Source organism: Deinococcus carri (genome assembly GCF_039545055.1).
Taxonomy (GTDB): domain Bacteria; phylum Deinococcota; class Deinococci; order Deinococcales; family Deinococcaceae; genus Deinococcus; species Deinococcus carri.
Window position 1 is genome coordinate 84,437 of record NZ_BAABRP010000011.1, and the last position, 24,535, is coordinate 108,971.

A 24,535-nucleotide genomic window follows, 5' to 3' on the forward strand; every position below is an offset into this window, starting at 1 on the left:
GCGGCCAGAAGCCGGGGGGTTCGCGCCGCCGGAAGAGGCCGCGAGGCACGCTGTTTTATGAAGAGGGCAGGCGCAAGACGCCGCTGGGCCTGGACAGCCGTCAGGCCGTTCGCGCAAACTGGAAGCGGAACGGCGTCCTGAACGGCATCAGGCGCTGAACTGTTTCAGCCTGCCTTCGGGTGGGCTGTGGATTGAAACTGGATGGTGTCGGCCAGGTAGCTGAGCATGTCGAGGGTTTCAGCCTGCCTTCGGGTGGGCTGTGGATTGAAACCCGCAGGCGGGTGAAGGTCCGCTCGACGGTTTTGGTTTCAGCCTGCCTTCGGGTGGGCTGTGGATTGAAACGACAGCGTCATCAAGCAGGGCGAGACCTTGGCCGTGGTTTCAGCCTGCCTTCGGGTGGGCTGTGGATTGAAACTTCAAGGTCACGAGCCTGCCCGCGCAGTGTGTCGTTTCAGCCTGCCTTCGGGTGGGCTGTGGATTGAAACGGGAGTCCTGGGGTTTGCAGGCCACTGGTCAGTTTGGTTTCAGCCTGCCTTCGTCCTCCCATTGCCGGCAGTGTATGCCACCCTCGGCTTCAGGCGGGGGAGAAGAAAGCGGCCCTGGCACGGGAACTGGGTGTGTTACGCGAAACCCTCTACCAGGCCCTTCGTCAACCCAGCCGCACCAGGCCTTTGATGCCTGCCTGACCCCGTGCGTCAGCCCCATTCGCACACGAGTTTTGCGACGGGCTTTATCATCGCCAACACTCGTGAGGAACTTCACGGCGCGGCGTCGGTGGGCGTGCCAGCATTCCGAAGCTTCAACTTAACCGAGGTCAGGATGCGCAACAGAGAACCTCACCTTCTCGAGGCCATGACAGACGGTTATGTCGCCTTTGACCGGAACTGGCAGCTCACCTACATCAACGGTGCGGCCAGACGTCTCTTTCCTTCCGCACAATCGCCCCTGGGAATACGGGTCCACGACCTGCTGCCGGAAGCCGTTCGCTTTCTCGAACGGCTGGAGCCGGTGATGTGGGGCGGCGGGCCTGTGGCCTTTGAGGCCGCCTGCCCCACCCTTGACCGTCAGTTGAGCGTCAGGGCTTACCCGACGGCGGAGGGGGCCGAGGTGTTCTGTCAGGAGGTCACGGACCTCCGGCGCACCCAGCAAGACGCGCTCCACCTGCTCCAGTTGACGGACACGCTGAACGCGGCCAGTCAGCTTGAGCAGGTGATTGCCACGGTGCTGGAGCACCTGCACCAGGAAGCGCACGGGGTGCTGGTGGCCCTGCACGACCCCGCGCGCGAGATGCTCGATGTCCGGTACACGGTCGACTTCGACGAGGAACTCGTTCGCCCCTACCGCGAGGTGCCGGTCAGCGCCCACCTGCCACTCACGGACACCTTCCGGACGGGCGAGCTGAGGGTGTGGCCCAGAGCGGCCTGCCAGGCCCAGTACCCGGAGCTGGGGCTGGACGACCGGACCCGGGCGCTGGTGGGGGTGCCCTTGATTGCCAGTGGCCGGATCCTGGGTGTTCTGCTGCTCAGCCTGCGGCAGACGGACACCCTGGACACGGCCACGCGCGGCCGGCTCACCTGGCTCGCCGCCCACTGCGCGAGTGCCATCGAGCGTGCCCAGCTCTATGAGCAGGCCCGGCGCAGCGAGGGCCGGTACCGCATGCTGCTCGAAACGACCCACGCCATCCTCTGGGAAACGGAGAGCGATTTCCAGTCCCGGCAACCGATGCCGTCCTGGGAGGCGTTTACCGGCCAGACCTACGAGGCCTACCAGGGCCTGGGTTATCTGAACGCGGTGCACCCCGAGGACCGGGAGCGTGTGCAGGCGGACATCCTGACGGGCATGACCGCCGCCCAACCGTTCGTGATGGGGGCGCGGCTGATGACGGCCAGCGGGGTCTACCGCGAGGTGGTGGCCCACGCCGTGCCCGTTGCGGACGAACGGGGCGTGGTGCAGACGTGGACCGGCACCATGCGCGACGTGACCGAGGAACGCCAGCGCCAGCGCTGGGAGGCCGAGACCGGGGAGATCCTGGTGGCGCTCAGCCGTGCGGGGGATGCCCGGTCGGTGTACCGCGTCGCCCTGGAGACGGTCACGCGCCTGATGGGCACGTCCCGCGCGCTGCTCGCCGGCCATCTCCAGGGCAGCGGCACGCTGCGGGTGCTGGCCGGCCAGGAGGTGGCCCCGGAACTGCTCGGGCACCTGCGGCAGTTCGTGCTCAACCCGGACACCGGCCTGGGAACCAGGGTGGCGCAGGGCGGCCCCTTCTGGCTGCACGACGCCCTCCGGGAAGGCCGCCTGCCCCACCTCCTGGCCGGGAACCTGCTGGAGGGACAGGGCGACATCCTGATGGTCCCGCTGCGCCACCAGCAGGAACTCACCGGCCTGCTGGCGCTGGGTTTCGCCCAGGGGCAGCGGCCCACGGAGGACGCGCTGGAACACCTGCTGTGGTTGCAGCCCCACCTGGCCCAGGCGCTGCAACGCGCCCAGTTGCTGTACGCCCTGGAACGCAGCGAGGCGCAGGCCCAGGCCATCCTCACGGCCCTGGAAGAAGGGGTGATGCTGTTCGACATGCAGGGCCAGATCGTCTCGGCCAATCAAACGGCCCGCCGCCTGCTGGAGCTGGACCCGGAGCAGCCGCTGGAGACGTTCGACCTGAAGGGGCACCTGCTGGACGAACTGGGCCGCCCCCTGGCCCCCGGAACTTCCCCGTCGGCGCGCGCGCTGAACACGGGCCAGGCCGTCAAGAACGAGGTTCTCCAACTGGCCGGGTGCGAGGGGCAGACCATCTGGTTTTCCGTGACAGCCACCCCCCTGCTGGAAGACGGGGGGCTGCGCGGGGCCGTGGTGTCGTTCACGGACATCACCGAGGCCTACACCCTGCGCAAGCAACTGGAGGCCCAGGCGCACCAGGACGAGCTGACGGGCCTGCCCAACCGCCGGACGTTCAACCAGGCGCTGGAGCGGCTGACCCAGGGGTCGCAGCAGGCCGTGCTGCTGATCGACGTGGACCAGTTCAAGCTGGTGAACGACACCTACGGCCATCACATGGGCGACGCGCTCCTGCGGGTGATCGCGCAGCGGCTGACCTGGCATCTGGAAGAGCACGTGCTGGTCACGCGGCTGGCAGGCGACGAGTATGGCCTGCTCCTGCCCGGCGTCGGGGCTGCGGAGGCCGCCCGGGTCGCCCAGGAACTCGTGGCCCTCCTCGGCCAGCCGGTGTCGATCAACGAGATCGAATTCCACGTCAGCGTCTGCATCGGCCTGTGCGTGAGTCCGCAGGACGGGCAGACCAGCACCGAACTCTACCAGCACGCCGATCTCGCCCTGCATGAGGCCAAGCGGAACGGGCCGGGCCACTGGTGCGCCTATACGCCGAGCCTGGGGCTGACTCAACTGCGCCGGGTGCTGATCGAGCGGCAGTTGCGCAGCGCCCTGCAGGAGGGCCGCCTGGACGTGTATTACCAGCCCATCGTGAATCTCGTCCGGCAGGAGTGGAGTTCTTTCGAGGCGCTGGCACGCTGGCAGGACCCGGACCTGGGCTGGGTCAGCCCGGCGGAGTTCATCCGGGTGGCCGAGGAAGCCGGGCTGATCAGCGACCTGGGCACCGTGATCCTGCGCCGCGCCCTGCGGCAGAGCGTCGCGTGGACGGCGCAGTGGGGCCGGCCCGTCACGGTCAGCGTGAACGTCAGCGCCACGCAGTTGATGCGCCCGGAGTTTCCCGCCCACGTGGCCCAGCTTCTGCAGGAGACCGGCGCGAACGCCCGGCAGCTAACCCTGGAACTCACCGAGGCGGTGGTGGTGCAGGAGGCCGACTTCGTGACGGCACAACTGCACGCCCTGCGCGAACTCGGCGTCTGTGTGGCCCTGGACGATTTCGGGACGGGCTTTTCCAGCCTCGCGATCCTGGGGCGGCTGCCCATCGACATCCTGAAAGTCGATCGGGCGTTCGTCCGGCAGGTGCATCAGGAGCCGCGCCGCCAGGCCCTGCTCTCGGCGGTCATGCTGCTCGGCCAGCGCCTGGGCATCACCGTGGTGGCGGAGGGGGTCGAGGAGCAGCGGGAACTCGACGTCCTGCAGGGCGTCGGCTGCACCCACGTCCAGGGGTACTACTTTGCCCGGCCCCAGCCCGCCGAGGTGATTCCCCCCCACGGAACGCCGCCCCCGGTCCCCTGATACCAGATTGCGTTGATTCCTTGGAATCAACCGAGCGAAGCGAGAAGCAAAAAGTACGGGGTTGCGGAGATGGAAGAACATCTGGTGGTTTTCCAGATGTTCTGGAATCAAAGCAATCCCGTATGACTCCCCGGCCCGCTGCCCGGTCAGGGGCGGTACTGTCCCGGCTGCTGTTGACTGGCCGGGAGAGCCGCCGGCGACGTCAGGAAGATGTAAGACGCCCCGGGCCAGAGTGTGAAACCGGTGGAGAGGAGGGGTGGCGTTCCCGCTCCTGCTCATGCCAGCGCGCACGCCGTTGGAGTTGCCCATGTCCCCAGCCACATTGCCTTCCCGTGTCCAGGCACGCTTGGCCGCCCTGTCACGCTACGAGCGCCTGCATACCCCTCCCGAGGAGCCGCTGGAGCGCCTGACGCGCCTGGCCGCCCACACGTTCGGTGTCCCGGTCGCCCTGATCCACTCCGCCGCGGACCAGCAGCAGCTCTTCCGGTCCTGGTACGGGCACCCGGCCACTGGCCCGGAAGGGGCCTTCTGCGCCCACGCCCTCCAGGTGGGCGAGCCGGGTGAGATCGTGGTCGTGCCGGACACCGCCCGCGATCCGCGCTGTGAGGGGTGGCCCCTGCCGGAGTTCCGCTTCTATGCCGGCGTGCCCCTGTGGACCCCGGAGGGACGGCCCCTGGGCAGCCTGGGCCTGATGGACCGGCCACCCCGGGCGGATCTCACGGCCCCCGAGCGGCTCCTGCTAATGGATCTCGCGGCCGTGGTGACGGACGCCTGCACGCAACGTCTGGCCGAGCAGGCCCTGCTGACCGTACAGCACCTGCTGGAAGACGAGCAGCGCCAACTGGACCTGATCCTGTCCAAGACCCGCACCGTGGTCTGGATCAATGACCTCCAGTCGGGTGCGGTGGAAGTCAAGGCCAATTTCGAGGCGCTGGGCATTCCCCCGACGTTTGCGCCCACGACGCAGCAGCAACTGATGTCCATCATTCATGCGGAGGACCGCTCCGTGGCCCAGGGCCAGATGCAGCGCATCCTCCAGCAGGGGCAGGACTACGAGCTGCCTGCCCGCCTGGTGATGCCCGACGGCCGCGAGTTCACGACGCAGACCCGCGCGCACGTGCAGCGGGACGACGCCGGCCAGCCCACCCAGCTGTTCGGCGTGACCTACGACGTCAGCGCCCAGCAACGGGCGGAGCAGGCGCTGGCCAAGAGTGAGGCGAAGCTGCGCCACATCATCGAACACACCCAGGACGCGATCTACATCAAGGACCACACGGGCCGCTACCTGCTGGTCAATCCCGCCGCCGCCGAGATGATGAACAGCACGGTGGAGGCCATCGTGGGCCGCACGGACGGGGCGTTCGTGGACGAGGCCGAGCGTGTCCGGCTCACCCGGCTCGACCAGCAGGTGATGAGTACGGGCCAGAGCGTGTCCTACGAGTACCCCCTGGTGTTCGGCGGCGCGCCGCGCATGTTGCTCACCACCAAGTTTCCCTTCGTGGAGCAGGGGCAGGTGCGCGGCATCGTGGGTATCAGCCGGGACATCACCCAGCAGAAGCAGATGGAACAGGCCCTGCGCGAGACCAACGCCCAGCTCGAAGCCCGGGTCCGCGAGCGCACGCACACCCTCCAGCAGCTCAACCAGCAGTTGCAGCACGACGCCTTTCACGACGCCCTGACCGGGCTTCCCAACCGCGCCCTGTACATGGACCGCCTGGAGCACGCCATCCAGCGCAAGCTCAACCGGCACGCCAACAACTTCGCGGTGCTGTTCCTGGACTTCGACCGCTTCAAGCTCGTCAACGACAGCCTGGGCCACGCCGCCGGGGACGAACTGCTGCTGGGCATCGCGGCCCGTCTGCGCGGGGCGACGGCCCCGGCGAACACCGTCGCCCGCCTGGGCGGGGACGAATTCGTGATCCTGCTGGAGGACGTGTCCTCCAGGCAGGACGTCGAGCGGCGGGTGGAGGCCCTCCTGCAACAGTTCACGGCCCCCTTCATCGTGGCGGGCCAGGAACTGCGCAGCACGGTCAGCATCGGCGTGACGCTGTGCGAGCAGACGTACACCAGCGCCGAGGATGCCCTGCGGGACGCCGATATCGCCATGTACCGCGCGAAATCAGAACGCCGCGGCGGCTACGCCATCTTCGAGCCGGCCATGCGGGAGCGCCAGATCGCGTTGATGAACCTGCAACGCGATCTGCGCAAGGCCGTGGAGTACGGGGAACTGCTGGTGCACTACCAGCCTATCGTGGCGCTGGCCGACCGGTCCGTGCTGGGCTTCGAGGCCCTGGTGCGCTGGCAGCATCCCCGGCACGGCCTGATCTCGCCGGGGGAGTTCATTCCCCTGGCCGAGGAAAGTGGCCTCATCTGTGAGATCGACCTGTGGGTGCTGCGCGAGGCCTGCCAGCAGGTGGGCACCTGGATGAACGAGCTGGGAACGCCGCTGACCCTGAACGTCAACCTCTCCGCCCGGCATTTCGAGCAGCCGGACGTGGTGGGGCAGGTTCAGCATGTCCTCGGGGAAACCGGGTTCCCGGCCCGGCACCTCCGGCTGGAGATCACCGAACGCCTGCTGGTCAGTGGGTCGAGCGCGAGCCTGGACACCCTGAAACAGCTTCAGGCCCTGGGGATTGGGGTGGTGGTGGACGACTTCGGCACCGGGTATTCCAGCCTCAGCTACCTGCAACGGCTGCCCCTGGACGGCCTGAAGATCGACCGGTCGTTCATGTCGATGGTGACACAGGAGCCGGAGGTCCTGCGGACCATCGTGAACCTGGGCCGGCATCTGGAACTGCATGTGGTGGCGGAAGGCATCGAGGAGGAACAGCAGCTGCACCACCTTCAGGAGATGGCCTGCCAGCTCGGCCAGGGGTACCTGTTCGGCCGGCCGCTGGCTCCCGAGGGGGCCAGGCAGCTGCTGCAAGAGCCTGGCTCCCTGTCCTGACCTGCCCTGCGAACACCGGCGGAGCCTGTGGACAGGAGGAGGCTCCCAGGCCCGGCGTTCCTCCTCTGCCCGCAGGCGAATCAGGGCGTCCACGCTCCGGGGAGCGACCTGCCAGCCTACCCGCGCTGATAACCCGAGCCGTTTCAGCGCTCGTGGTGGGTGGGGGCAATTTCCTGGGCGGTCTGGACCAGTGCGAATGCCTCCTCGGGGCTAACCTGGCGAGCGTGGCACCAACGGCAGGGAAGGTTCACGCCGCCTCCAGGGGTAGGCGTTCGCTCCAACTGCGGCTTTGATTTGAAACTGCCGCGGCTTACGCGCTTAACTTAAGGCACAGTTATGCCTTCCCACCCCCATTCGACCACCCTGCCCTTCGACGTGCTGGCCCTGGTCACCTCGGCTGGAGGGGTGGAAGCGGTGTCGGCGGTGCTGGCCGATTTGCCGGCGGGGCTGCCCGCGGCCGTGCTCGTCGGGCAGCACCTGAAAGTAACGAGTGCGCTTGTGGAGATTCTGAGCCGCCGCAGCCGGTTGCCCGTGCAGTGGGTCGAAAGCGGCACGGTGCTTGAACCGGGTCGCATCTATGTGAGTCCGCCGCACACCATCCTGGAGGTGCTGCCCGACCGCAGTTGCGCCCTCACGCCGCTGCGGGGCCTGCTGCTGGAAGAACGCCCGCTGGACCGGCTGCTGGCGTCGCTGGCCGACAGCTTCGGTGCGCGCGTGCTCTCGGTGGTCCTGACCGGCATGGCGCACGACGGCGCGGCGGGCGCACGGGCCGTTCGGGATGCCGGTGGTGCCGTGCTGGTGCAGAGTCCGGACACGGCGGCCCACGCCGACATGCCGCGCGCCGCGATTGAAGCCGGGGCGGCAGACCTCGTGTTGCCGCTCCAGAACATCGGCCGCACCGCCGCCGACCTGCTGGCGGGGGGCCGCTTTCCCCAGCCCCGCAATGAGGCGGAGATACGCGGCGCGCTTTTCGCCGGGAGCGGGCCAGCCCGCGAGGCCCTGCGCGGGGTGGACTGGGAGGCCACGCCGCTCGGCCCCGTGATGGGGTGGTCGGAGAGCCTGAAAGTCGTGCTCGCCAGCGTGCTGCACTCGCGCTTTCCCACCTGCATCTTCTGGGGCGAGGAGTTCGTGCAGCTCTACAACGACGCCTGGGTCTCCGTGCTCGGCCATCTCCACCCCAGGGCGATGGGCCTCCCCGCCTGGGTGAGCTGGAACGGCCTGTGGGCTTCCCAGGTGGCGACGTACCGGACGGTGCTGGAGATCGGCGAGGCCACCTACGCCGAGAACCAGCCCTTTGAACTGAACCGGCACGGCTTTGTCGAGGAGGCGTACTTCACCAGTTCCATGAGTCCTTTGCGGGACGACCGCGGTGCCGTGCGGGGGGTCATCACCGTCGTCAGCGAGACCACGGCGCAGGTGCTCTCGGCCCGGCGGATGGCGGCGCTGCGTGCCCTCACGGCGGCGGCAGGCGCACACGATCTGGCCGCCGCCTACGCGAGGGTCGAGGGGGTGAGCGCCGAGATTCCAGGCGACCTTCCGTTCGCGCTGCTCTATGAGGTGGACGCCGAGGGGCTGTGGGCCACCCGCTGCGCCCACGCCGGAGTGGACGCCCCAGCGGCCCCGGCCCCGCGCCGCGTGGACCTGCTGAGCGCGAACGCGCCCTGGCCGCTCGGTCAGGCGGTACGGCAACGGTCCACCGTGTACGCGGCCCCTCACGGTGCCGGACCGGGCGACCTCCGCACGGGAACCCGGGACGAGGCGGTGGGTGGGGCGCTGGTGGTGCCGCTGCGTTCGGGTGAGGGGGACGTGCGCCACGTGCTGGTGGCGGGCCTGAGTGCCCGCCTCCCGTTCGACGATGCCTACCGCGACTTCATCGAGCTGTTCGCGCAGCAGGCCGGGAGCAACCTGGCGCAGGCACGGCTGCGCGAGCAGGAGCGCGAGCGGCTGGCGCAACTGGCGGAGCTGGACCGCGCCAGAACCGAATTCTTCTCGAACGTGAGCCACGAGTTCCGCACGCCGCTCACCATGATCCTCGCCCCGCTGGAGGATGCGCTGACCTTGCCGGAGACGGCAGCCGGGCCGCTGCGGGAAGAACTGGACATGGCCTCGCGCAACGCGCGTCGCCTGCTCAGCCTGGTGGACACCCTGCTGGACTTCTCCCGGATCGAGGCCGGGCGGCTGCGCCCCGGGCTTGTGCCCACCGACCTCGCCGCCCTGACGCTGGAGATCGCCCGCCTGTTCCGCCCGGCCATCGAGCGGGCCGGACTGCACTTCGAGGTGGACTGCCCGCCGCTGCCGAGGGCAGTGCCGGTGGACCCGGCCATGTGGGAGCGCATCGTCTCCAACCTGCTCTCCAATGCCCTCAAGTTCACCTTCGAGGGGACGGTCACGCTGCGGCTGCGCGAGCTGCCGCAACACGTTCAACTGGACGTCAGCGACACGGGTGTGGGCATCTCGCCGGACGAGCAGCCCCACGTCTTCCGGCGCTTCCACCGGGTGCGCGGCACCCGGGCGCGCACGGAAGAGGGTGCCGGAATCGGGCTGGCGATGGTCGACGAACTCGTGCGGCTGCACCGCGGGCGCGTAAGGGTGAGCAGCGAACCCGGCCGCGGCACGACCTTCACCCTCTGGCTGAATGTGACCGATGTGGGTCTGCGGCCCGCCAGCGAGGGTGAGCCGGTGCGCGCCGGGCACCCGCTCGCGGCGCAACTGGCGCAGGAGGCAGGCCGCTGGATCGACGCGCCCGCAAAGCCGCCGCAGGGCGTGCTGGAGAGCATGGTCGGTCCGGCGGGCGAAGCCTTGCCCGTGCACCAACCGGGTGCCCACGTCCTGGTGGTGGATGACGACGCGGATATGCGCGAGTATCTGGCACGGACGCTGGGGGAGCGCTGGCGGGTGACCCTGGCCGCGAGCGGCGACGAGGCCCTGGCCCTGGCGCGTCAGGACCCGCCCGACCTGATGCTCGCCGACGTGCTCATGCCGGGACTGGACGGCTTCTCTCTGCTGCGCGCGTGGCGGGCCGACCGCGAGCTGGGCACCGTCCCCCTCATTCTGCTGACCGCGCGCGTGAACGAGGAAGCGGCGATTGAAGGCATCCTCGCCGGGGCCGACGACTACCTCACCAAGCCGTTCTCGTCGCGTGAACTGGTGGCGCGAGTAGGGGCGCAACTGGAGTTGAGTCACGTGCGGCGTCAGGGCGAGCAGGAGGTGCGCGAGCTGCTGGCCCTGGTGCCGGTGGGGGTGTACGCCTGCGACCGCGAGGGGCGCTTGGGCTACCACAACCGCCGGGCCGCCGAGCTGTGGGGGCACGAGCCGGACCCAGACGACACGACCTGGGCGCTCTGCGGGGGGCCGCGCGTGCTGGACGCCACGGGCGACCCGGTGCGAGCGGACGACTCACCCGTGACCCGCGTGCTCAGGAGCGGGGAGCCGCTCAGCGACGTGGAGTTGACCCTTGAGCGGGCGGACGGCGCGCGCCTGGAGTTGCTGCTGAACATCCGGCCCCTGCGCGGCCCCGAGGGCGAGGTGGCGGGCGCGATCTGCGCGTTCCTCGACGTTTCCGCGCGCAAGGAGGCCGAGCGCGAGTTGCAGGCGCTGAACGAGGAACTGGAGCGGCGCGTGCAGGAACGCACGGCGGCGCTCTCGGCCAGCGAGGCGCGGCTCGCGGCGGAACTGGCGGGGGCCAGGGTGCTTCAGCGGCTCAGCACCAGCCTCCTCTCGGAGCAGCAACCCCAGGCGCTGCATGGGCAGGTCCTGGCGGCGGCCATGCGGCTCCTGGGAGCGGACGCGGCCAGCATCCAGTTGCTGGAGCCGGGCGGCGAGCGGATGGTCGTCCTCGCGGCCCGGAACATCCACCCGCAGTCGCAGGAGTACTGGCAGCACGTCGACGCGAGTCCCGCCAGCCCCCGCGTCCCGTCGTTCCGCCTGGCCGGGCGCGTGCTCGTGGAGGACGTGGAGGCGAGCGCCGAGCTGGCGGGCACGCGGGACCTGGAGGAGTTCCGCCGCTCCGGCCTGCGGGCCGTCCAGTCCACGCCGCTGGTGTCGCGCTCGGGTCGGCCCATCGGCCTGATCTCGACGCACTGGCGCTCACCGCGCCGCCTGCATGACCTGGACTTCAACCTCTTTGACGTCCTGGTGCGCCAGCTCGCGGACCTGCTGGAGCGCTCGCAGGCAGAAGAAGCCCTGCGGGCGAGCGAGGAGCGGCAGGCGTTCCTGCTGGAGCTTTCCGACGCGCTGCGCCCGCTGGCCGACCCGGTCGCCATCCAGGAGACGGCCAGCCGGATGACCGCCGAGCACCTGGATATCGGCCGGGTCGCCTACTGCGAAATCCGTTACGAGCCGGACATCGTGGTTATCGTCGAGCGTGACTGGCCGAGGCGGGGGATGCCCTCGGTCGCCGCCGGACGCTACCGGATGGACGATTTCGGCCCCTTCATGACCAGGGAATTAACCGCTGGCCGCCCGGCCATCGTCGCCGATGCCACGAGCGATCCCCGCATCTCGGGGGCCGAACGCGAAAATTGGAGTCAGCTCGACATCACGGCCTCCTGTGCGGTCCCCGTGATGAAGGAGGCGCGCTTCGTCGCCTACCTCGTCGCTCAGGACAACCGTCGCCACGATTGGACAGGTCACGAACTTGCTCTGCTGCGCGAAGTTTCGGAACGCACCTGGGCGGCGGTCGAGCGCGCCCGTGCCGAGGATGCGCTGAGGGAGAGCGAGGCGAAATACCGCACCCTCTTTGAAACCATGGGCCAGGGCTACTGCGAGCTGGAACTCATCCGGGACGCGGACGGCCGGGCCGTCGATCAGCTCTACCTGGAGCTGAACCCCGCCTTCGAGCGGCTCTTCGGCATTCCCGTCGCCCAGGCGCGGGGGCACCGGGCGAGCGAGGTGATGCCGGGCCTGGAGCCGAGCTGGCACGCGGCCTTTGACCGGGTCGCCAGGAGCGGCGTGCCGGAGCGGCTCGAACAGGAGGTCGCCTCCTACGGGCGCTGGTTCGAGGTGTTCACCTATCCGCGTGGAGGGGACCGTCTGACCGTCCTTTACGAGGATGTCACCGAGCGCAAGCACGCTGAAGATGTGCTGCGGGCGAGCGAGGAGCGGCAGACCTTCCTGCTGAGGCTCTCCGACGCGCTGCGCCCGCTCTCCGACCCTATCGAAATTCAGAGCGAGGCCGCCCGCGTGCTCGGGCATCACTTCGGGGCCGGCCGCGCGGCGTACGCCGAGATCGAGGCCGACAACGTGCACTTCACCGTCCACCGCGACTACACCGACGGCGTGCCGAGCTTCGCCGGCCGCTACCCATTCGAGGGCTTCGGTGCCCGGTTCTTCGCCGAGCTTCGCACCGGCCGCACCGTCTGCGTGACCGACGCGCCACGCGACCCGAAGTTGAGCGAGGCGGAGCGGACGGTCTACGCCGCCATCATGGTCCGCGCCGCCGTCGGCGTCCCGCTGATCAAGGGCGGGCGGCTCGCGGCCCTCTTCTTCCTGCATTTCCCCGAGCCGCACGAGTGGACGCCGGGCGAGGTGGCACTGGTCGAGGAGGTCGCCGAGCGGACGTGGGCGGCGGTGGAGCGCGCCCGCGCGGAAGAAGCCTTACGCACCAGCGAACGGCGCACCCACATCCAGAACGAGGCGTTTCAGTCGGCAATGAACGGTGAGCCGCTCGCACGCTCACTGAACACGCTGACCCGGATCGTCAAAGAGCAGCTGGGAGGCGACGTGCGGACCGCCTTCTATCTCGCCTACCCGGATGGTACTAGCCTGCACGCGATCGACGGTGCGGGCGACATGCCCCAAACGTACACGGGGCCGCTGGACGGTTTCCCCGTCGGGGACGCGTCGTTCTGCAGCGGATACGCCATCGCCAGCGGGCACCCTGCGCTCACGCCGGACATTCTCGAGGACCCACGGTGGCAGCCGTATCTCGGTCTTGCGTCGGCGCACCACTTTCGCTCGGCCAGTTCCTACCCGATCCTGACCGCCGAAGGCAAAGCCGTCGGCAGCTTCGCGATGTACTTCGCCGGAGTCCATGAGGCTTCGGCGCAGGAATTCGCCGTCGCCGAAGCCATCACGCAGGCCGCCGCCATCATCCTCTCGCGCCACACCGAAGCTGTCGAGCGCGAGCGTGCTGAGGTGGCGCTGCGCGAGAGCGAGGAGAAATACCGCACCCTCTTCGAGACGATGGACGAGGGATTCGCGCTGTGCGAGCTTGTGCGCGACGCCGACGGCCACGTGGTGGACTACCGCTACCTCGAGCTGAACTCGGCGCTCGTGCGGCACAGCGGCCTCACGCCCGAGGCGCTCAGGGGCCGACGCGCGACCGAGGCCTTACCGAACCTCGACCGCGGGCTGATCGACACCTACGCGCGCCTCGTCGCCGAGGGCGAGTCCATGCACACGGAGCGGCACTTTCCTCACGTGGACCGCTGGCTGCGCGTCAACGCGTACCCGCGGGGAGGCGACCACTTCGCCGTGCTGTACGGTGACATCACCGAGCAGAAGCGTGCAGAGTTGGCGCTGCGGGCGAGCGAGGAGCGGCAGGCGTTCCTGCTGAAGCTCAGCGATACCCTGAGGCCCCTGGCGGAGCCCGCCGCGATCCAGGCTGCCGCCACGCGGCTGCTTCGGGAGCGCTTTGATGCCGGCTGGTGCTACTACACTGAGTACGACGAGGCCGGTACGGTGGCCACCATCCTCGCGGACGCCGCCCGCGCCGGCCTGCCCTCGCTCGTTGGTCGCCACGACGTGTCCGACGTCCCGGAGTTCATCGCCTTCCGCCGCAGCGGGCAGTTGTTCAACGCGCCGGACCTCGCCAGCTACGAACGGCTCAGCCCGCGGATCAGGGAGCGCTACACCCGCTTCGGCGTGCGTTCCCTGCTGGGGGTGGCGCTGGCCAAGGAACGCGGGCCCTTGTCCACCCTGATCATGGGCGATACCGCGCCGCGCCACTGGCCGCAGGAGGCAGTGGATCTGCTCGGCGAAGTCGCCGAGCGCACCTGGGCGGCGGTCGAGCGCGCCCGCGCCGAGGCGGCGCTGCGCGAGAGCGAGGCGAAGTACCGCACGCTGTTCGAGTCGATCGATGAGGGCTTCGTGCTCGCCGAAGTGATGTACGACGAGTCGGGACAGCCCGTCGACGCTCTGTATCTCGAAGGCAATCCGGCGGCTTCGGGGATGACCGGCGTTCCTGACTACACCCATCGGTGCCTCAGCGAAGTGGTGCCCGGCTTCGAGTCGTATTGGCTGGAAATCTACGACCGGGTGGCCCGGACCGGACGCAGTGAGCGCCTGGAGCAGTACGCCGCACCACTCGGCCGTTGGTACAACTTCTACGTGTTCCGCATTGAGGAACCGGCGGTGCGCGGCAGCAGGCGTGTGGCTGTGATCTTCCAGGACATCACCAGGCGCAAACAGTACGAGCGGCGGCAGGAATTTCTCCTGGGCTTGAGCGATGCGCTCCGCTCGCTCGGCAAGCCAGCAGAGATTCAGGCGGCGGCGACAGAGTCCCTCCGTGAGTACTTCTCCGCCGGCTGGTGTTTCTACGCCGAGTGGGACGAACACGCCACAGTTGGCGAGGTGCTGCGGGACGCCACCCGCGAGGGGCTGCCCTCGCTGGCCGGGCGTCACGATGTCTCGGACGTTCCCGAGTTTCTGGACTTCCTCAGGTCGGGGCAGGAGGTCTGCGTCAGCGACTGCGCGAGCTACGAGCGGCTGACCCCACGCATCCGCGAGCGCTACGGGGCCGTCGGCTTCTGCTCGATGCTGGGGACGCCGCTGCTCAAGGAGGGGCACCTCGTCGCGACCCTGATGGTCGGCGACACGGAGCCGAGGGAGTGGCCCGAAGACGCCACCACGCTCGTCCGGGAGGTCGCCAACCGGACCTGGTCCGCCCTCGAACGCGCCCGCGCCGAGAACGCCCTGCGCGCCCTGAATGCCACTCTCGAAGAGCGGGTGGAGGAACGCACCCGCCGTCTCACCGACCTGAACAGCGAACTGCGTGCCCTCGCCGCCGCGTCGTCCCGCGAACTCAACGAACCGCTGCGGAGATTGCGCGGCTTTCTCCAGTTGCTCGAACGCCGCGCCGAGGGTGGACTCGACGACCAGATGCGGCGCTACCTGGGGTTGATTCAGGCGGAAGCGCAGCGGGCGGAGGCGCTGGCCGAGAGCTTCAGGGCGCTCGCGCACCTCGAACACCGCGACCTGAAACCGTCCCGGGTGCCCCTCACGCCGCTCGTGATGCAGATCCGCAGCGACCTCGCCCCGGCCCTCGGCGCGCGCCGGGTGAAGTGGACCGTGGGGGAGCTGCCCGTCGTGGAGGGCGACCCCTTGCTGCTCCGCCAGGCATTCACGGAACTCGTGCATCACGCCCTGAGGCTCGTGCCGGGCACCAGCGAGGCACGGGTCGAGGTCGGCGCAGAGCCATCGGCGGATGGGGTGTGCGTCACCGTGGCCGTCGCCCCCCTGGACCCAGGGGCGACCACCTTGGACGGGAACGGCCTGTCCACGGCGCGGCGGGTGGCGCAACGCCACGGCGGCACGCTGGACGTGAACACGCAGGGGGAGGTGGCCCGGTTCGTGATACAGCTGCCCGCTCGCCTGATCCCGACGTGAACGGTGCTTGCGGCTGGAGGCAGCGTGAGATGACTCTTTTCACGGGCCTGGGGCGCGGCGGTGGCAGGTGCAGGGGGCGCACCGACCGCGGGACTGATACGAGATTTGATTCCAGGGAATCAGGACTTGCAAAGCTGAGGAGTGGCGTCCCCAGGGGCGTCCGTTCACGACGACTGCGCAGCGGAGCGAGGAGTAAAAAGGACGGGATGGCGGCGATGGACCATGAGCAAGTCCGCCTACGTTGCTCGCGGCAAGAAAGGCGAGGGGCCGCCCCCGTCAAGTGTCTGTTACGGGTGACTGCGGCAACTTTTCCAAGTGCCAGACGGGTGAGAAACGTACCCAGAGCCAGGCTACGGACATCAGCCCCGTGCCAATCCACAAGGCGGTTCGCACCCCCACCTTCTCTCCCAGGAAGCCGAAAAAGAGGGCACCGAGTGGCAGGATGCCGTAGGTGAGCGTTCGGTAACTGGCGGCCATTCGGCCGAGCAGGTTGGCGGGAGAGAGCGCCTGGCGCAGGCTGAGGAAGTGAATGGAGGAAGCGGCCACGCCCATGCCTTCCAGGAAAAAGGCCGTCATGAGCAAAGGCAGCGTGAGACCCGGAGCACTCTGGGCCGCAGGCACCAGCAGCGGGGGGATGCAGGCCAGGGCCGCCGTGCTCACCAGTGCCCGCCCAAAACCGATGCGGCGGGCCAGTGGCCCCGCCAGCATGGAGCCGATCAAGGCCCCCACGCCCGCCGCGCCGTAAACCAACCCGATCCTGTCTGCGCTCAAGTGCAGTTCGCGGGTGGCGTAGAGCACCAGCAGGGTGGAGAGCGCCTGCGCAGCGCCATTAAAATTGGCGGCCTCCACCGCCATAATCCGGAGCATCGGATGGCGAAAGATGAGTTGCAGACCCTCCTTGACCTCCCTGATGAGATTGACCTTCTGCCTGCCGTGTGCTGGCCGGGTTTCGGCATGCCGGATGCTGCCGATTCCCAGGGCGCTCAGCAGGTAAGAGGCGGCGTCCACGGCGACAGCCACGGGAGCGCCGAACCACCCCACCAGCACACCCGCCAGCCCAGGTCCAGCGATTTCGGCCATCGAGGCGCTCGCCTGCAACTTGCTGTTACCCTCGACCAGATGGTGCTGTCCGACCAGACCGGGCAGGTAGGACGAGTAGGCCAGGTGAAACAGGGCATCGAGCGTCCCTACGCAGAAGGCGATGGGCTAGATGAATTCCATTCGCAGCCAGCCGAGCATCGCCCCCAGTGGAATCAGGGCCAGTAGGAGGGCGCGCCCCAGATTTGCCAGCACGAGCAGTGGTCGGCGGCGGCGGCGATCCACCCACACGCCCAGGGGCAGCGAGAGCAACAGGAACGGGAGGAATTGCGCCGCCCCGAGATACCCCATCTGGGCAGGAGTTGCGTTCAGGAGCTGGACGGCCATCAGCGGCAGGGCCAGCGTGGTGATGGCCGAGCCGAAAAGCGAAACCGTCTCGCTGCCCCAGAGCTTCAGGAAGTTCGTGTCAACCCATAACCCTCGACTGACCGGCTGTTCAGTGGTCACGCGGTGGCCTTGAGAATCTGGACGACGGAACCGGCGTGGTAGGCCGCATGCGTGAGCTGGTTCAGGACGATGTTCAGCTTCTTCTGGTTCCACCCGTCCATGCGCCCAATGTCCTGCTGGAAGCTCGACATCTCGGATTCCAGTTCAGCTTTCAGGGCATCCCATTCTTCGTCGTTGACCTGCATGTGCGTGAAGGAGGCGTCCTGGTCGCCGTCCATCGCCTCCCCGGCCAGGCCACGCCTTGCCAGTCTCAGCCAGTACAGGACGTGGCCGATCTGGCCCGCTGCACTCGAAGTCCCGCCGGGGTTAGGCCGGGAGGCGTGTTCAGCAGGGACACCCTCGACGCGCAGGAGCAGGCCCTTGAACCAGTCTTCTTCGAGATAGACGGTGTGCATCTGCCTGGCGAGAACGTGTGTGACGGCATTTTCTTGCTCGGACATACGGAACCTCCTGAGGTAGTAACCCTTGAAACTGTTTTCAGAGGGTACAACATTTCCGGGCAAAGCAACCACTAATCCAGTCTGAAGGGGTTACCACGTTAAACTGCCTGCATGAAGGCGTCCACCACAACGTTCGCGTTCCTGGCGGAGCGGCTGTGCCTGGATTTCGCCAACACGGTGGACTGGCATGCCAGCGGGCACCCCGAGGAACGCCTGAAGACCGTGGCTGACCTGCTGAAGTGGGGAGAAGATGCTCAACTGCTGGACGCCCAGACCCGCCGACAGTTGGCTGAGTCTGCGGAAGTCCACCCCGATCAGGCAGAGGTAGCCCTTACGCGGGCGCGTGAACTGCGCGAGGCCATCTACCGGGTGTTCAGTGCTGTGGGTCATGACCATCAGCCAACCGCGACCGACCTGGAAGCCCTGACCCAGGCCAGACTGGAGGCCGCCCGGCACCAGCACCTCCAGAGTGGCGGGGGGGACTTCCGCTGGGTCTGGGATGACGTACCCGACCTGAGCCGCGTCTGGTGGCCCGTAGCGCTTGATGCTGCCGACCTCTTGACCTCCGACCTGCGCCACAGGGTAGGGGAGTGTGCCGATGATCGGGGATGTGGCTGGCTCTTTTTGGATGTCAGCAAAGCCGGGCGTCGCCGCTGGTGCAGCATGAAGGACTGTGGAAACCGGGCCAAAGCCCAGCGCCATCGCGCGACAGCAGACCGTTCACGGGAACAACCGTAAAAGCCCGGCGCACGTAAGCTGGCGCAAACTCGCTCCGGTTGCCCCAACCCGCCTACTTTCCGGATAGGCTCTTATTCCACGCCGCCACGCACCAGCAGCAGGCTCAAGGTGTACTCCGGTGCGTTCGGTGTCTCCCACCGCGCCGCTTCCTCCAGCAGGTTGAGCAACTGCCTCTTCAAGAGTCGCGCTTGCGCCTCGTTCAACCGCAGGCCGGCGATCGTCAGCATCAGCGGCTCGTCCCCGGCGAACACGTCCCGGGCCGGACCTGCCTCGTCGCCAATCTCCAGGTTGCTGTCGGTTTCGCCTTGCGACAGCCAGAGGCCCCACACCGGGGCATAGTCCTGTGCCTGCCGGGCGGCCAGCGTCGCGATCTGCGCCATGCGCGGCCTGATCTGTCCCCACCAGAAGGCGTCCAGCGTCTCGGCCGCCGTCACGTCATAAGGAATAAACCACCGGGGGGCGACCCGGTAGCGTTGGATTGGCCGTCCAGCACGGGGGTCCACCCGTTCCACAACCGCCACCCCGGCCCGCTGCAATTTGAGCAGCAGGTACGAGGCGCGGGGCAAGGGGAGCTGGAGCCGGTGGGCCACCTCCGTGGCGCTGCGGGCGTCTTGCATCAGGTACTGCAACAGGGGCCGGAACTCGGGATGCAGCAGCAACGCCGCCTGCTGGGATGTGGCGACGTGGTGGGCAGTCACGTCCAGAGTCTAGGGGGACTCAACCCGAACTTGGGCCTGTTTTTTCAGGGAGCTTCCTTTCAACACTGGCAGCATGTCCCCCACGCTCTGGAACCGCAGTTTCGTCCTCTGGCTTCTCGGCACAGCCCAGTCGCAGTTCGGCAGCGCTCTCGCCGGCATCGCCCTGAGCTTTCTGGTGCTGCATCAGACCGGGTCCGCCCGGCAGATGGCCCTGACCCTGGCGTGTACCTTGCTCCCCAGTCTCCTGATGCCTCTCGCCGGGGCGCTGGTGGACCGCTGGTCCCTGAAGCGGCCCCTCATCGGGGCGGATGTGGCGCGCGGCCTGCTGCAACTGACGGTCGGCAGCCTGGCTCTGGTCTGGGGCGAGGTGCCCCTCTGGCTGGTCAATACGGCGGCCGTCCTGACCGGCCTGGCTGGCCTCTTTGCCGGGCCGGCGGCAAGTGCGGCGGTGCCCGCGCTGGTGGCCCCGACCCAGTTGGCCCGCGCCAATGGACTGCTGGGCAGTGTGGGCCGGGGGGCCTGGCTGCTGGGCACGCTGGCGGGCGGCTGGATCGTGAGCACCTGGTCGCCCCCGATGGCCATCCTGGCCGATGGCCTGAGTTTCCTGGTGATGGCCGTGCTGCTGGGCTGGGTCAGCTTGCCTGGTCGGCCAGCCGCGCCCAGCGTGAGACCCAGCCTGTGGGCCGACCTGCGCGCGGGCCTCCAGGTGATGGGGCGTTCACGCCTCCTGGTGCTGGCCCCGGTGATTGCCCTGCTGCTCAACGCCAGTCTGGCCCCGGTCACGGCCATCCTGCCCAAACTGTTCGACACCCTGGGCGCGTCGGCCACCGGGTACGGAACGTTCCTCGCCCTGGAAAGCCTGGGACTCCTGGCTGCTGGACTGCTGCTCGTCAGGCTCGGTGAGCGCGCCGCACCCGGTCACCTGATCAGCGCTGGACTGCTGCTGACGGCGGGCACCTACGCCGCCTTGTGGCAGTGCCCGCGAACGGAGGCGTTGTTGCCGGGGGCCGCGCTGCTGGGCTTTGGGTTCGGGTTGGTCAACGTCCCGTTCCAGACGCTGATCCAGCAACAGGTCCCGCAGGCCTACCTGGGGCGGGTCTTCAGCGTGCTGGGTATGGTGTCGAGTGTCGGCATGCCGCTGAGCCTGTTGCTGGTTGCACCGCTGTTGGACCGCCTGCCCCTGGCCGTCTGGTTGGGGTTCGCGGCGCTGGCGCAGGGTCTGGGGTGGCTCGCGTGGTGCTGGGGGCTGCGGACACAGCGGGACGGAGACGGGGCCGTGCCTCAGTCAGCCCACGGACACCCCGCACAATGTGCGCAGGCTCCTGCGGCTCAGGTTGACGGTGCTCGAAGCACCACGTCGTCAGGCTGAGGGAGCCTCTGCCCGGCTGTGAAGGACAGGCGGTAGGGGTGAGGACCAGTGGATGACCCGTGACTCAGGTCCTGTTTGCAGGTCGGCCAACTCCCCGATTCCGCTTCCAGGAGCCTTTGCGGGACAGGGAGCCGGGGGAGGGGAGACGGCCGCACTCCTCAGGGGTCACTCCCGCAAAACTTGACTTATCTAGTCGGATTACTTCACTATCTTCCCCATGAAGCTCCCCCTGGCTCTGCTTTCCGCCCTGCTGCTGTCCAGCGCCGCGGCCCAGACCGTTCCCCTCAAGCACGACGAGGGCACGGCGACCGTCAAAAAAGACCCGCAACGCATCGTCGTGATGGATGAGGAGGCCCTGGGCTGGCTGGCCGCGCTGGGTCTGTCGGAGCGTGTCGTGGGCCTGGGGAGCACCTATTTCTCTCCGGGTGACCTTGTCGGCGGCAGGATCAAACCCGAAGTCCTCAAGAGCGGCTTCTACGGGCGGGTCAGGCTGAACAATCCGGCGTATATCGGGGACTGGCAGGCCCCGAACCTCGAAACCCTCACGGCCCTGAGGCCCGACCTGATCGTGCGCCTGACCTGGCAGGGCAACCAGAATTACGACAAGCTCAGCAAAATCGCGCCGACCGCCGGGTATCAGGAGGGCGCGGCGGGCTTCTGGCAAAGGGGCCTGCGGGACCTAGCCCGCGTCTTTGGCCGTCAGGCGCAGGCCGAGCGGGTCATCAAGCAGGTGGCCGACGTGAACCGGGCCAATGCCCGCAAGCTGCTGGCCGCAGGCGTGTTCAGGAAGTACCCGAAGGTGGTCGTGGTCGCCCCCTTCGCCGGGGGAAGCAACTGGCTCTACACCGATGTCCGCCTGATTCCCGACCTGCGGGCGCTGGGCTTCAAGGACGGCCTGAAGCCGAAGGAAACCACCCTGGGTGTCGGCTCGGCCATCAGTGACGAGGCGCTGCTGGGGCTGGACAAGAAGACGCTGGTGGTGCTGTTTCCGCCCGGCGGGAAGTACAACGGTGCGGACGCCTTCCTGAAAACCCCGGTGGGCCAGCGCCTGAAAGACCAGAGCGTGCTGTACGTGCCCGAAGCCTTCAGCCCGTACAGCGGCCCGCTCGTCAGCGTTCGCAACAGTAATGACCTGACCCGGCTGATTCTGGAGAAGGTCAAGTGAGACGGGATGGCTCTGATTCCAGGGAATCGACGCAATTTCGTATGAGCCGCCCCGTGCCCCGGCTCGCGCTGACGGCCCTGCTCGCCCTGGCCTCTGCGGCTGCGGCGGCGTGTCCAGGGCGGGAAATCACCCACGCGGCGGGCGTGACCTGCGTGCCCGGGACGCCCAAGCGGGTGGTGGTGCTGGACATCGGCCCGCTGGATACGGCTCTGGCCCTGGGGGTCAAGCCCGTCGGCGCGGTGTCCAAATTCGCGGACAGCGACGACTTCGTCTCCTACCTGAATGGCCGCACGGGCGGCATCCAGAACGTCGGTGTCATCACCCAGCCCAGCCTGGAGCGCATCCTGGCGCTGAAGCCCGACCTGATTCTGTCCAGCAAGGTGCGCCACGGCGAGATCTACGCGCAGCTTTCCCGCATCGCGCCCACGGTGCTGTCCGAGTCGGTGGGCGCGACCTGGCGGGAAAACCTGCTGCTGTGGGGCGACGCGCTGGGCAAGAAGGCCCAGGCCCAGACGCTGCTGAACCGCTTCCGGGTGCGCGCCAGGACGGTGGGGCAGAAGTTCCCCAGGGCCAGCATCAGCGTGGTGCGGTTCCTGCCGGGGCAGACGCGCATCATGCACCGCGCGAGCTTCATCGGCACGGTTCTGGACGAGGCGGGGCTGAGCCGCCCGGCCAGCCAGCGGGTGAACGATTTCGCGGCGATGGTCAGCCAGGAGGCCATCCCGCAGATGGACGCCTCCCACCTCTTCTACACCACCTGGGGCGACCCGAAAGCCACGACCCAGAGCGAGATGATGGGAAGCCCGCTGTGGAAGAACCTGGCGGCCGTGAAGGCGGGCCGCGCCTTTGCGGTCGATGACGATTTCTGGATGACCGGCACGGGGATTCTGGCGGCGAACCGGGTGCTGGACGACCTGGAGAAGTACCTGAAATGACCCTTCCCGCCAGCAGGCCCAGTCCCGCCAGCAGGTCCGGCCGCCTGCCCTTCTGCTCCGACCTTTCACGGCAACTGGGCGAGGACCCCATCGGTACGGCCCCGCACTGGGAGGAAGTCACGGTGCTGGAACTGGACGTGCGGGTCTGGGAGCAGCTCCGCCGCTTTGAGGAGTGGTCGCCGGAGCAACGCCGGGTGTTCGAGCGGCTGCGCGGCAAGGTGGAGGCGAATGGCGCGGGCTTCGGCCTGCTGATGAGCGCGCCGGAGCAGGCAGGCGGGCCGCTGCGCGTGCGCCACTACACGCGGGGCGCGGGGGGCTACCTCCGGCGGGATTACCGGTCCCCCCTGCCGCAGGGCGAATGGGCGCGTGCCCTGACCGACACCCTGCTGGAACCGCACCGCCTGCGCGACTGGGAGGAATGCCCGGCCCCCTCCGGCCCCGACCTGCACGTCTGCACCCACGGCACCGTGGACGCGGCCTGCGGCAAGTACGGGATTCCGGTGCACCGCACCTTGCACGAGGCGGGCCTCCGGGCGTGGCGGACCGGCCATTTCGGCGGACACCGGTTCGCGGCGACGGCGGTGGAGTTCCCCAGCGGCCTGCTGTGGGCACACCTGACCCCCGAACTGGCGCTGCGCGTCGCCCGCCGTGAGGTGCAGCCGGCGGAGGTGAAGCGGCACCTGCGCGGCTTCGCGGGCCTGCCGCCGCTGGCGCAGGTGCTCGACCGGGAACTCCTGGTGCAGCACGGCTGGGCCTGGCTGGAGGCCGAACGCACCGCCACCGTGGACGGGCCGCAGGTCACCCTCGCCTATGCCTGGCAGGGGCAGCGGGGCGAGGTCCGCGCCCGCGTGGAGGAAGCGGGCCGGCTCGCCGTGCCGGGGTCCAGCCACCAGGCGGAGCGGCTGGACGTGGCGCAGTACCGGGTGACGTTCCTTTGAACCGTCTGGTTTTCCTGCCTCTCGGTCTCGCAGCCCTCGTCGCCGCATTCCTGGCCTCCCTGGCGCTCGGCGCGAGCGACATTCCGCTGAGGGAGGTGGTGGGGCTGCTGTTTCACCCGAACGAATCGACCCAGAGCCTGGTGGTTCACACGCTGCGGCTGCCGCGCACGCTGGTCGCGGCCCTGGCCGGCGCGGGCCTGGGCACGTCGGGGCTGCTGCTTCAGGCGGTGACGCGCAACCCGCTGGCCGACCCCGGCATCCTGGGCGTGGAGGCGGGCGGCGCGTTCGCCATTCTGGTGCTGGTGGTGTTCTTTCCGACCGCGCCCGCGGGGTGGTTCGTTCCGGCGGCCTTCCTGGGGGGCACGCTCGCGGCGCTGGCGGCCTACAGCGTTGCCCGGAGCGTGGGCATCACGCCTCTGCGCCTGGCGCTGGCGGGGGTGGCGGTGGCGAGTCTGGTGAGGGCGGCCAGCCGCAGCCTGCAACTGCTGTGGGAGGAACGCGCCCAGGGTGCCCTGTTCGCCCTCTCGGGCAGCGTGGCGGGCCGCACCTGGGAACAGGCCGGGCAGGTCGCCCCCTGGCTGCTGGCGGGCCTGCTGGCCGCGCTGCTGCTCACGCCGAAACTGAACGTGCTGGCGCTGGGGGAGGACGTGGCGCGGGGGCTGGGCGCGCGCACCGAACGGGACTCGGCCCTCGTCACGGGGCTGGGCGTGCTGCTGGCGGCAGCTTCCGTCAGCGTCGTCGGCCCGGTCGGCTTCGTCGGCCTGATCATTCCCCACGCCGCCCGCGCCCTGATGGGACCGGACCACCGCCTCAGCCTGCCCCTGTGCGCCCTGCTCGGCGCGGCCTTCCTGATCGCCGCCGACATCGCCGCCCGCCTGAGCGACAAACCCGCCGAAACGCCCGTCGGCATTCTCGTGGCCGCTGCCGGGGCACCTTTCTTCGTGCTGCTGGCACGGCGAATAGGCCGGCGCTGACGGCCC

General features: G+C 68.7%; 11 protein-coding genes, 1 pseudogene and 1 CRISPR repeat array. Of the genes and pseudogenes, 9 read left to right on the forward strand and 3 right to left on the reverse strand.

Annotated features, from left to right (window positions below; translation table 11 throughout):
* The first annotated feature begins 161 nt into the window (after nt 1-161).
* Nucleotides 162-485: direct repeats of the CRISPR family, unit length 37 nt; unit sequence GTTTCAGCCTGCCTTCGGGTGGGCTGTGGATTGAAAC.
* A 367-nt stretch (nt 486-852) separates the two neighbouring features.
* The 3 genes from ABEA67_RS13505 to ABEA67_RS13515 all read left to right on the forward strand — a co-directional run bounded on the left by ABEA67_RS13505 (nt 853) and on the right by ABEA67_RS13515 (nt 15,727).
* The gene (locus ABEA67_RS13505) at nt 853-4,173 is read left to right on the forward strand and encodes an EAL domain-containing protein (RefSeq protein WP_345466033.1); all 3,321 of its coding nucleotides are present in this window, start codon (nt 853-855) and stop codon (nt 4,171-4,173) included.
* Between the two features lie 307 nt (nt 4,174-4,480).
* Complete coding sequence (locus ABEA67_RS13510; RefSeq protein WP_345466035.1) at nt 4,481-7,120, forward strand: EAL domain-containing protein; 2,640 nt, start codon at nt 4,481-4,483, stop codon at nt 7,118-7,120.
* Between the two features lie 336 nt (nt 7,121-7,456).
* Complete coding sequence (locus ABEA67_RS13515) at nt 7,457-15,727, forward strand: GAF domain-containing protein (protein ID WP_345466037.1); 8,271 nt, start codon at nt 7,457-7,459, stop codon at nt 15,725-15,727.
* 276 nt (nt 15,728-16,003) lie between these two features.
* Here the strand turns inward: ABEA67_RS13515 and ABEA67_RS13520 are convergent.
* A pseudogene (locus ABEA67_RS13520) lies at nt 16,004-17,365 on the reverse strand (MFS transporter).
* Nucleotides 17,269-17,712 carry a DinB family protein gene (locus tag ABEA67_RS13525; protein ID WP_345466040.1) on the reverse strand — a complete coding sequence of 148 codons (444 nt, stop codon included), beginning with the start codon at nt 17,710-17,712 and terminating at the stop codon, nt 17,269-17,271. Before ABEA67_RS13525 ends, ABEA67_RS13520 begins: the two are co-directional and overlap by 97 nt.
* 111 nt (nt 17,713-17,823) lie before the next feature.
* Here ABEA67_RS13525 and ABEA67_RS13530 point away from each other — a divergent pair, with 111 nt between their 5' ends.
* Entirely contained in the window at nt 17,824-18,450 is a 627-nt protein-coding gene (locus tag ABEA67_RS13530) for a CGNR zinc finger domain-containing protein (RefSeq protein WP_345466043.1), read from the forward strand.
* 71 nt (nt 18,451-18,521) lie between these two features.
* On the opposite strand, the gene ABEA67_RS13535 is transcribed toward ABEA67_RS13530, so the two are convergent.
* A complete protein-coding gene (locus ABEA67_RS13535) occupies nt 18,522-19,148 on the reverse strand; it encodes a winged helix-turn-helix domain-containing protein (RefSeq protein WP_345466046.1) in 627 nt (208 codons plus the stop codon).
* A gap of 73 nt (nt 19,149-19,221) precedes the next feature.
* On the opposite strand from ABEA67_RS13535, the gene ABEA67_RS13540 reads away from it, so the two are divergent.
* From ABEA67_RS13540 to ABEA67_RS13560, 5 genes are all read left to right on the forward strand, one after another.
* A complete protein-coding gene (locus ABEA67_RS13540; protein WP_345466048.1) occupies nt 19,222-20,517 on the forward strand; it encodes an MFS transporter in 1,296 nt (431 codons plus the stop codon).
* Nucleotides 20,518-20,734: 217 nt separating this feature from the next.
* Nucleotides 20,735-21,682 (forward strand): ABC transporter substrate-binding protein, encoded by a 948-nt coding sequence (locus ABEA67_RS13545; RefSeq protein WP_345466050.1) that lies wholly within the window; start codon nt 20,735-20,737, stop codon nt 21,680-21,682.
* A 41-nt stretch (nt 21,683-21,723) separates the two neighbouring features.
* The gene (locus ABEA67_RS13550; protein ID WP_345466052.1) at nt 21,724-22,617 is read left to right on the forward strand and encodes an ABC transporter substrate-binding protein; all 894 of its coding nucleotides are present in this window, start codon (nt 21,724-21,726) and stop codon (nt 22,615-22,617) included.
* Nucleotides 22,614-23,555 (forward strand): sucrase ferredoxin, encoded by a 942-nt coding sequence (locus ABEA67_RS13555; protein ID WP_345466055.1) that lies wholly within the window; start codon nt 22,614-22,616, stop codon nt 23,553-23,555. The genes ABEA67_RS13550 and ABEA67_RS13555 overlap by 4 nt, the downstream gene beginning before the upstream one ends.
* Entirely contained in the window at nt 23,552-24,529 is a 978-nt protein-coding gene (locus ABEA67_RS13560; protein ID WP_345466058.1) for a FecCD family ABC transporter permease, read from the forward strand. Before ABEA67_RS13555 ends, ABEA67_RS13560 begins: the two co-directional genes overlap by 4 nt.
* The last annotated feature ends 6 nt before the right edge of the window (nt 24,530-24,535 follow it).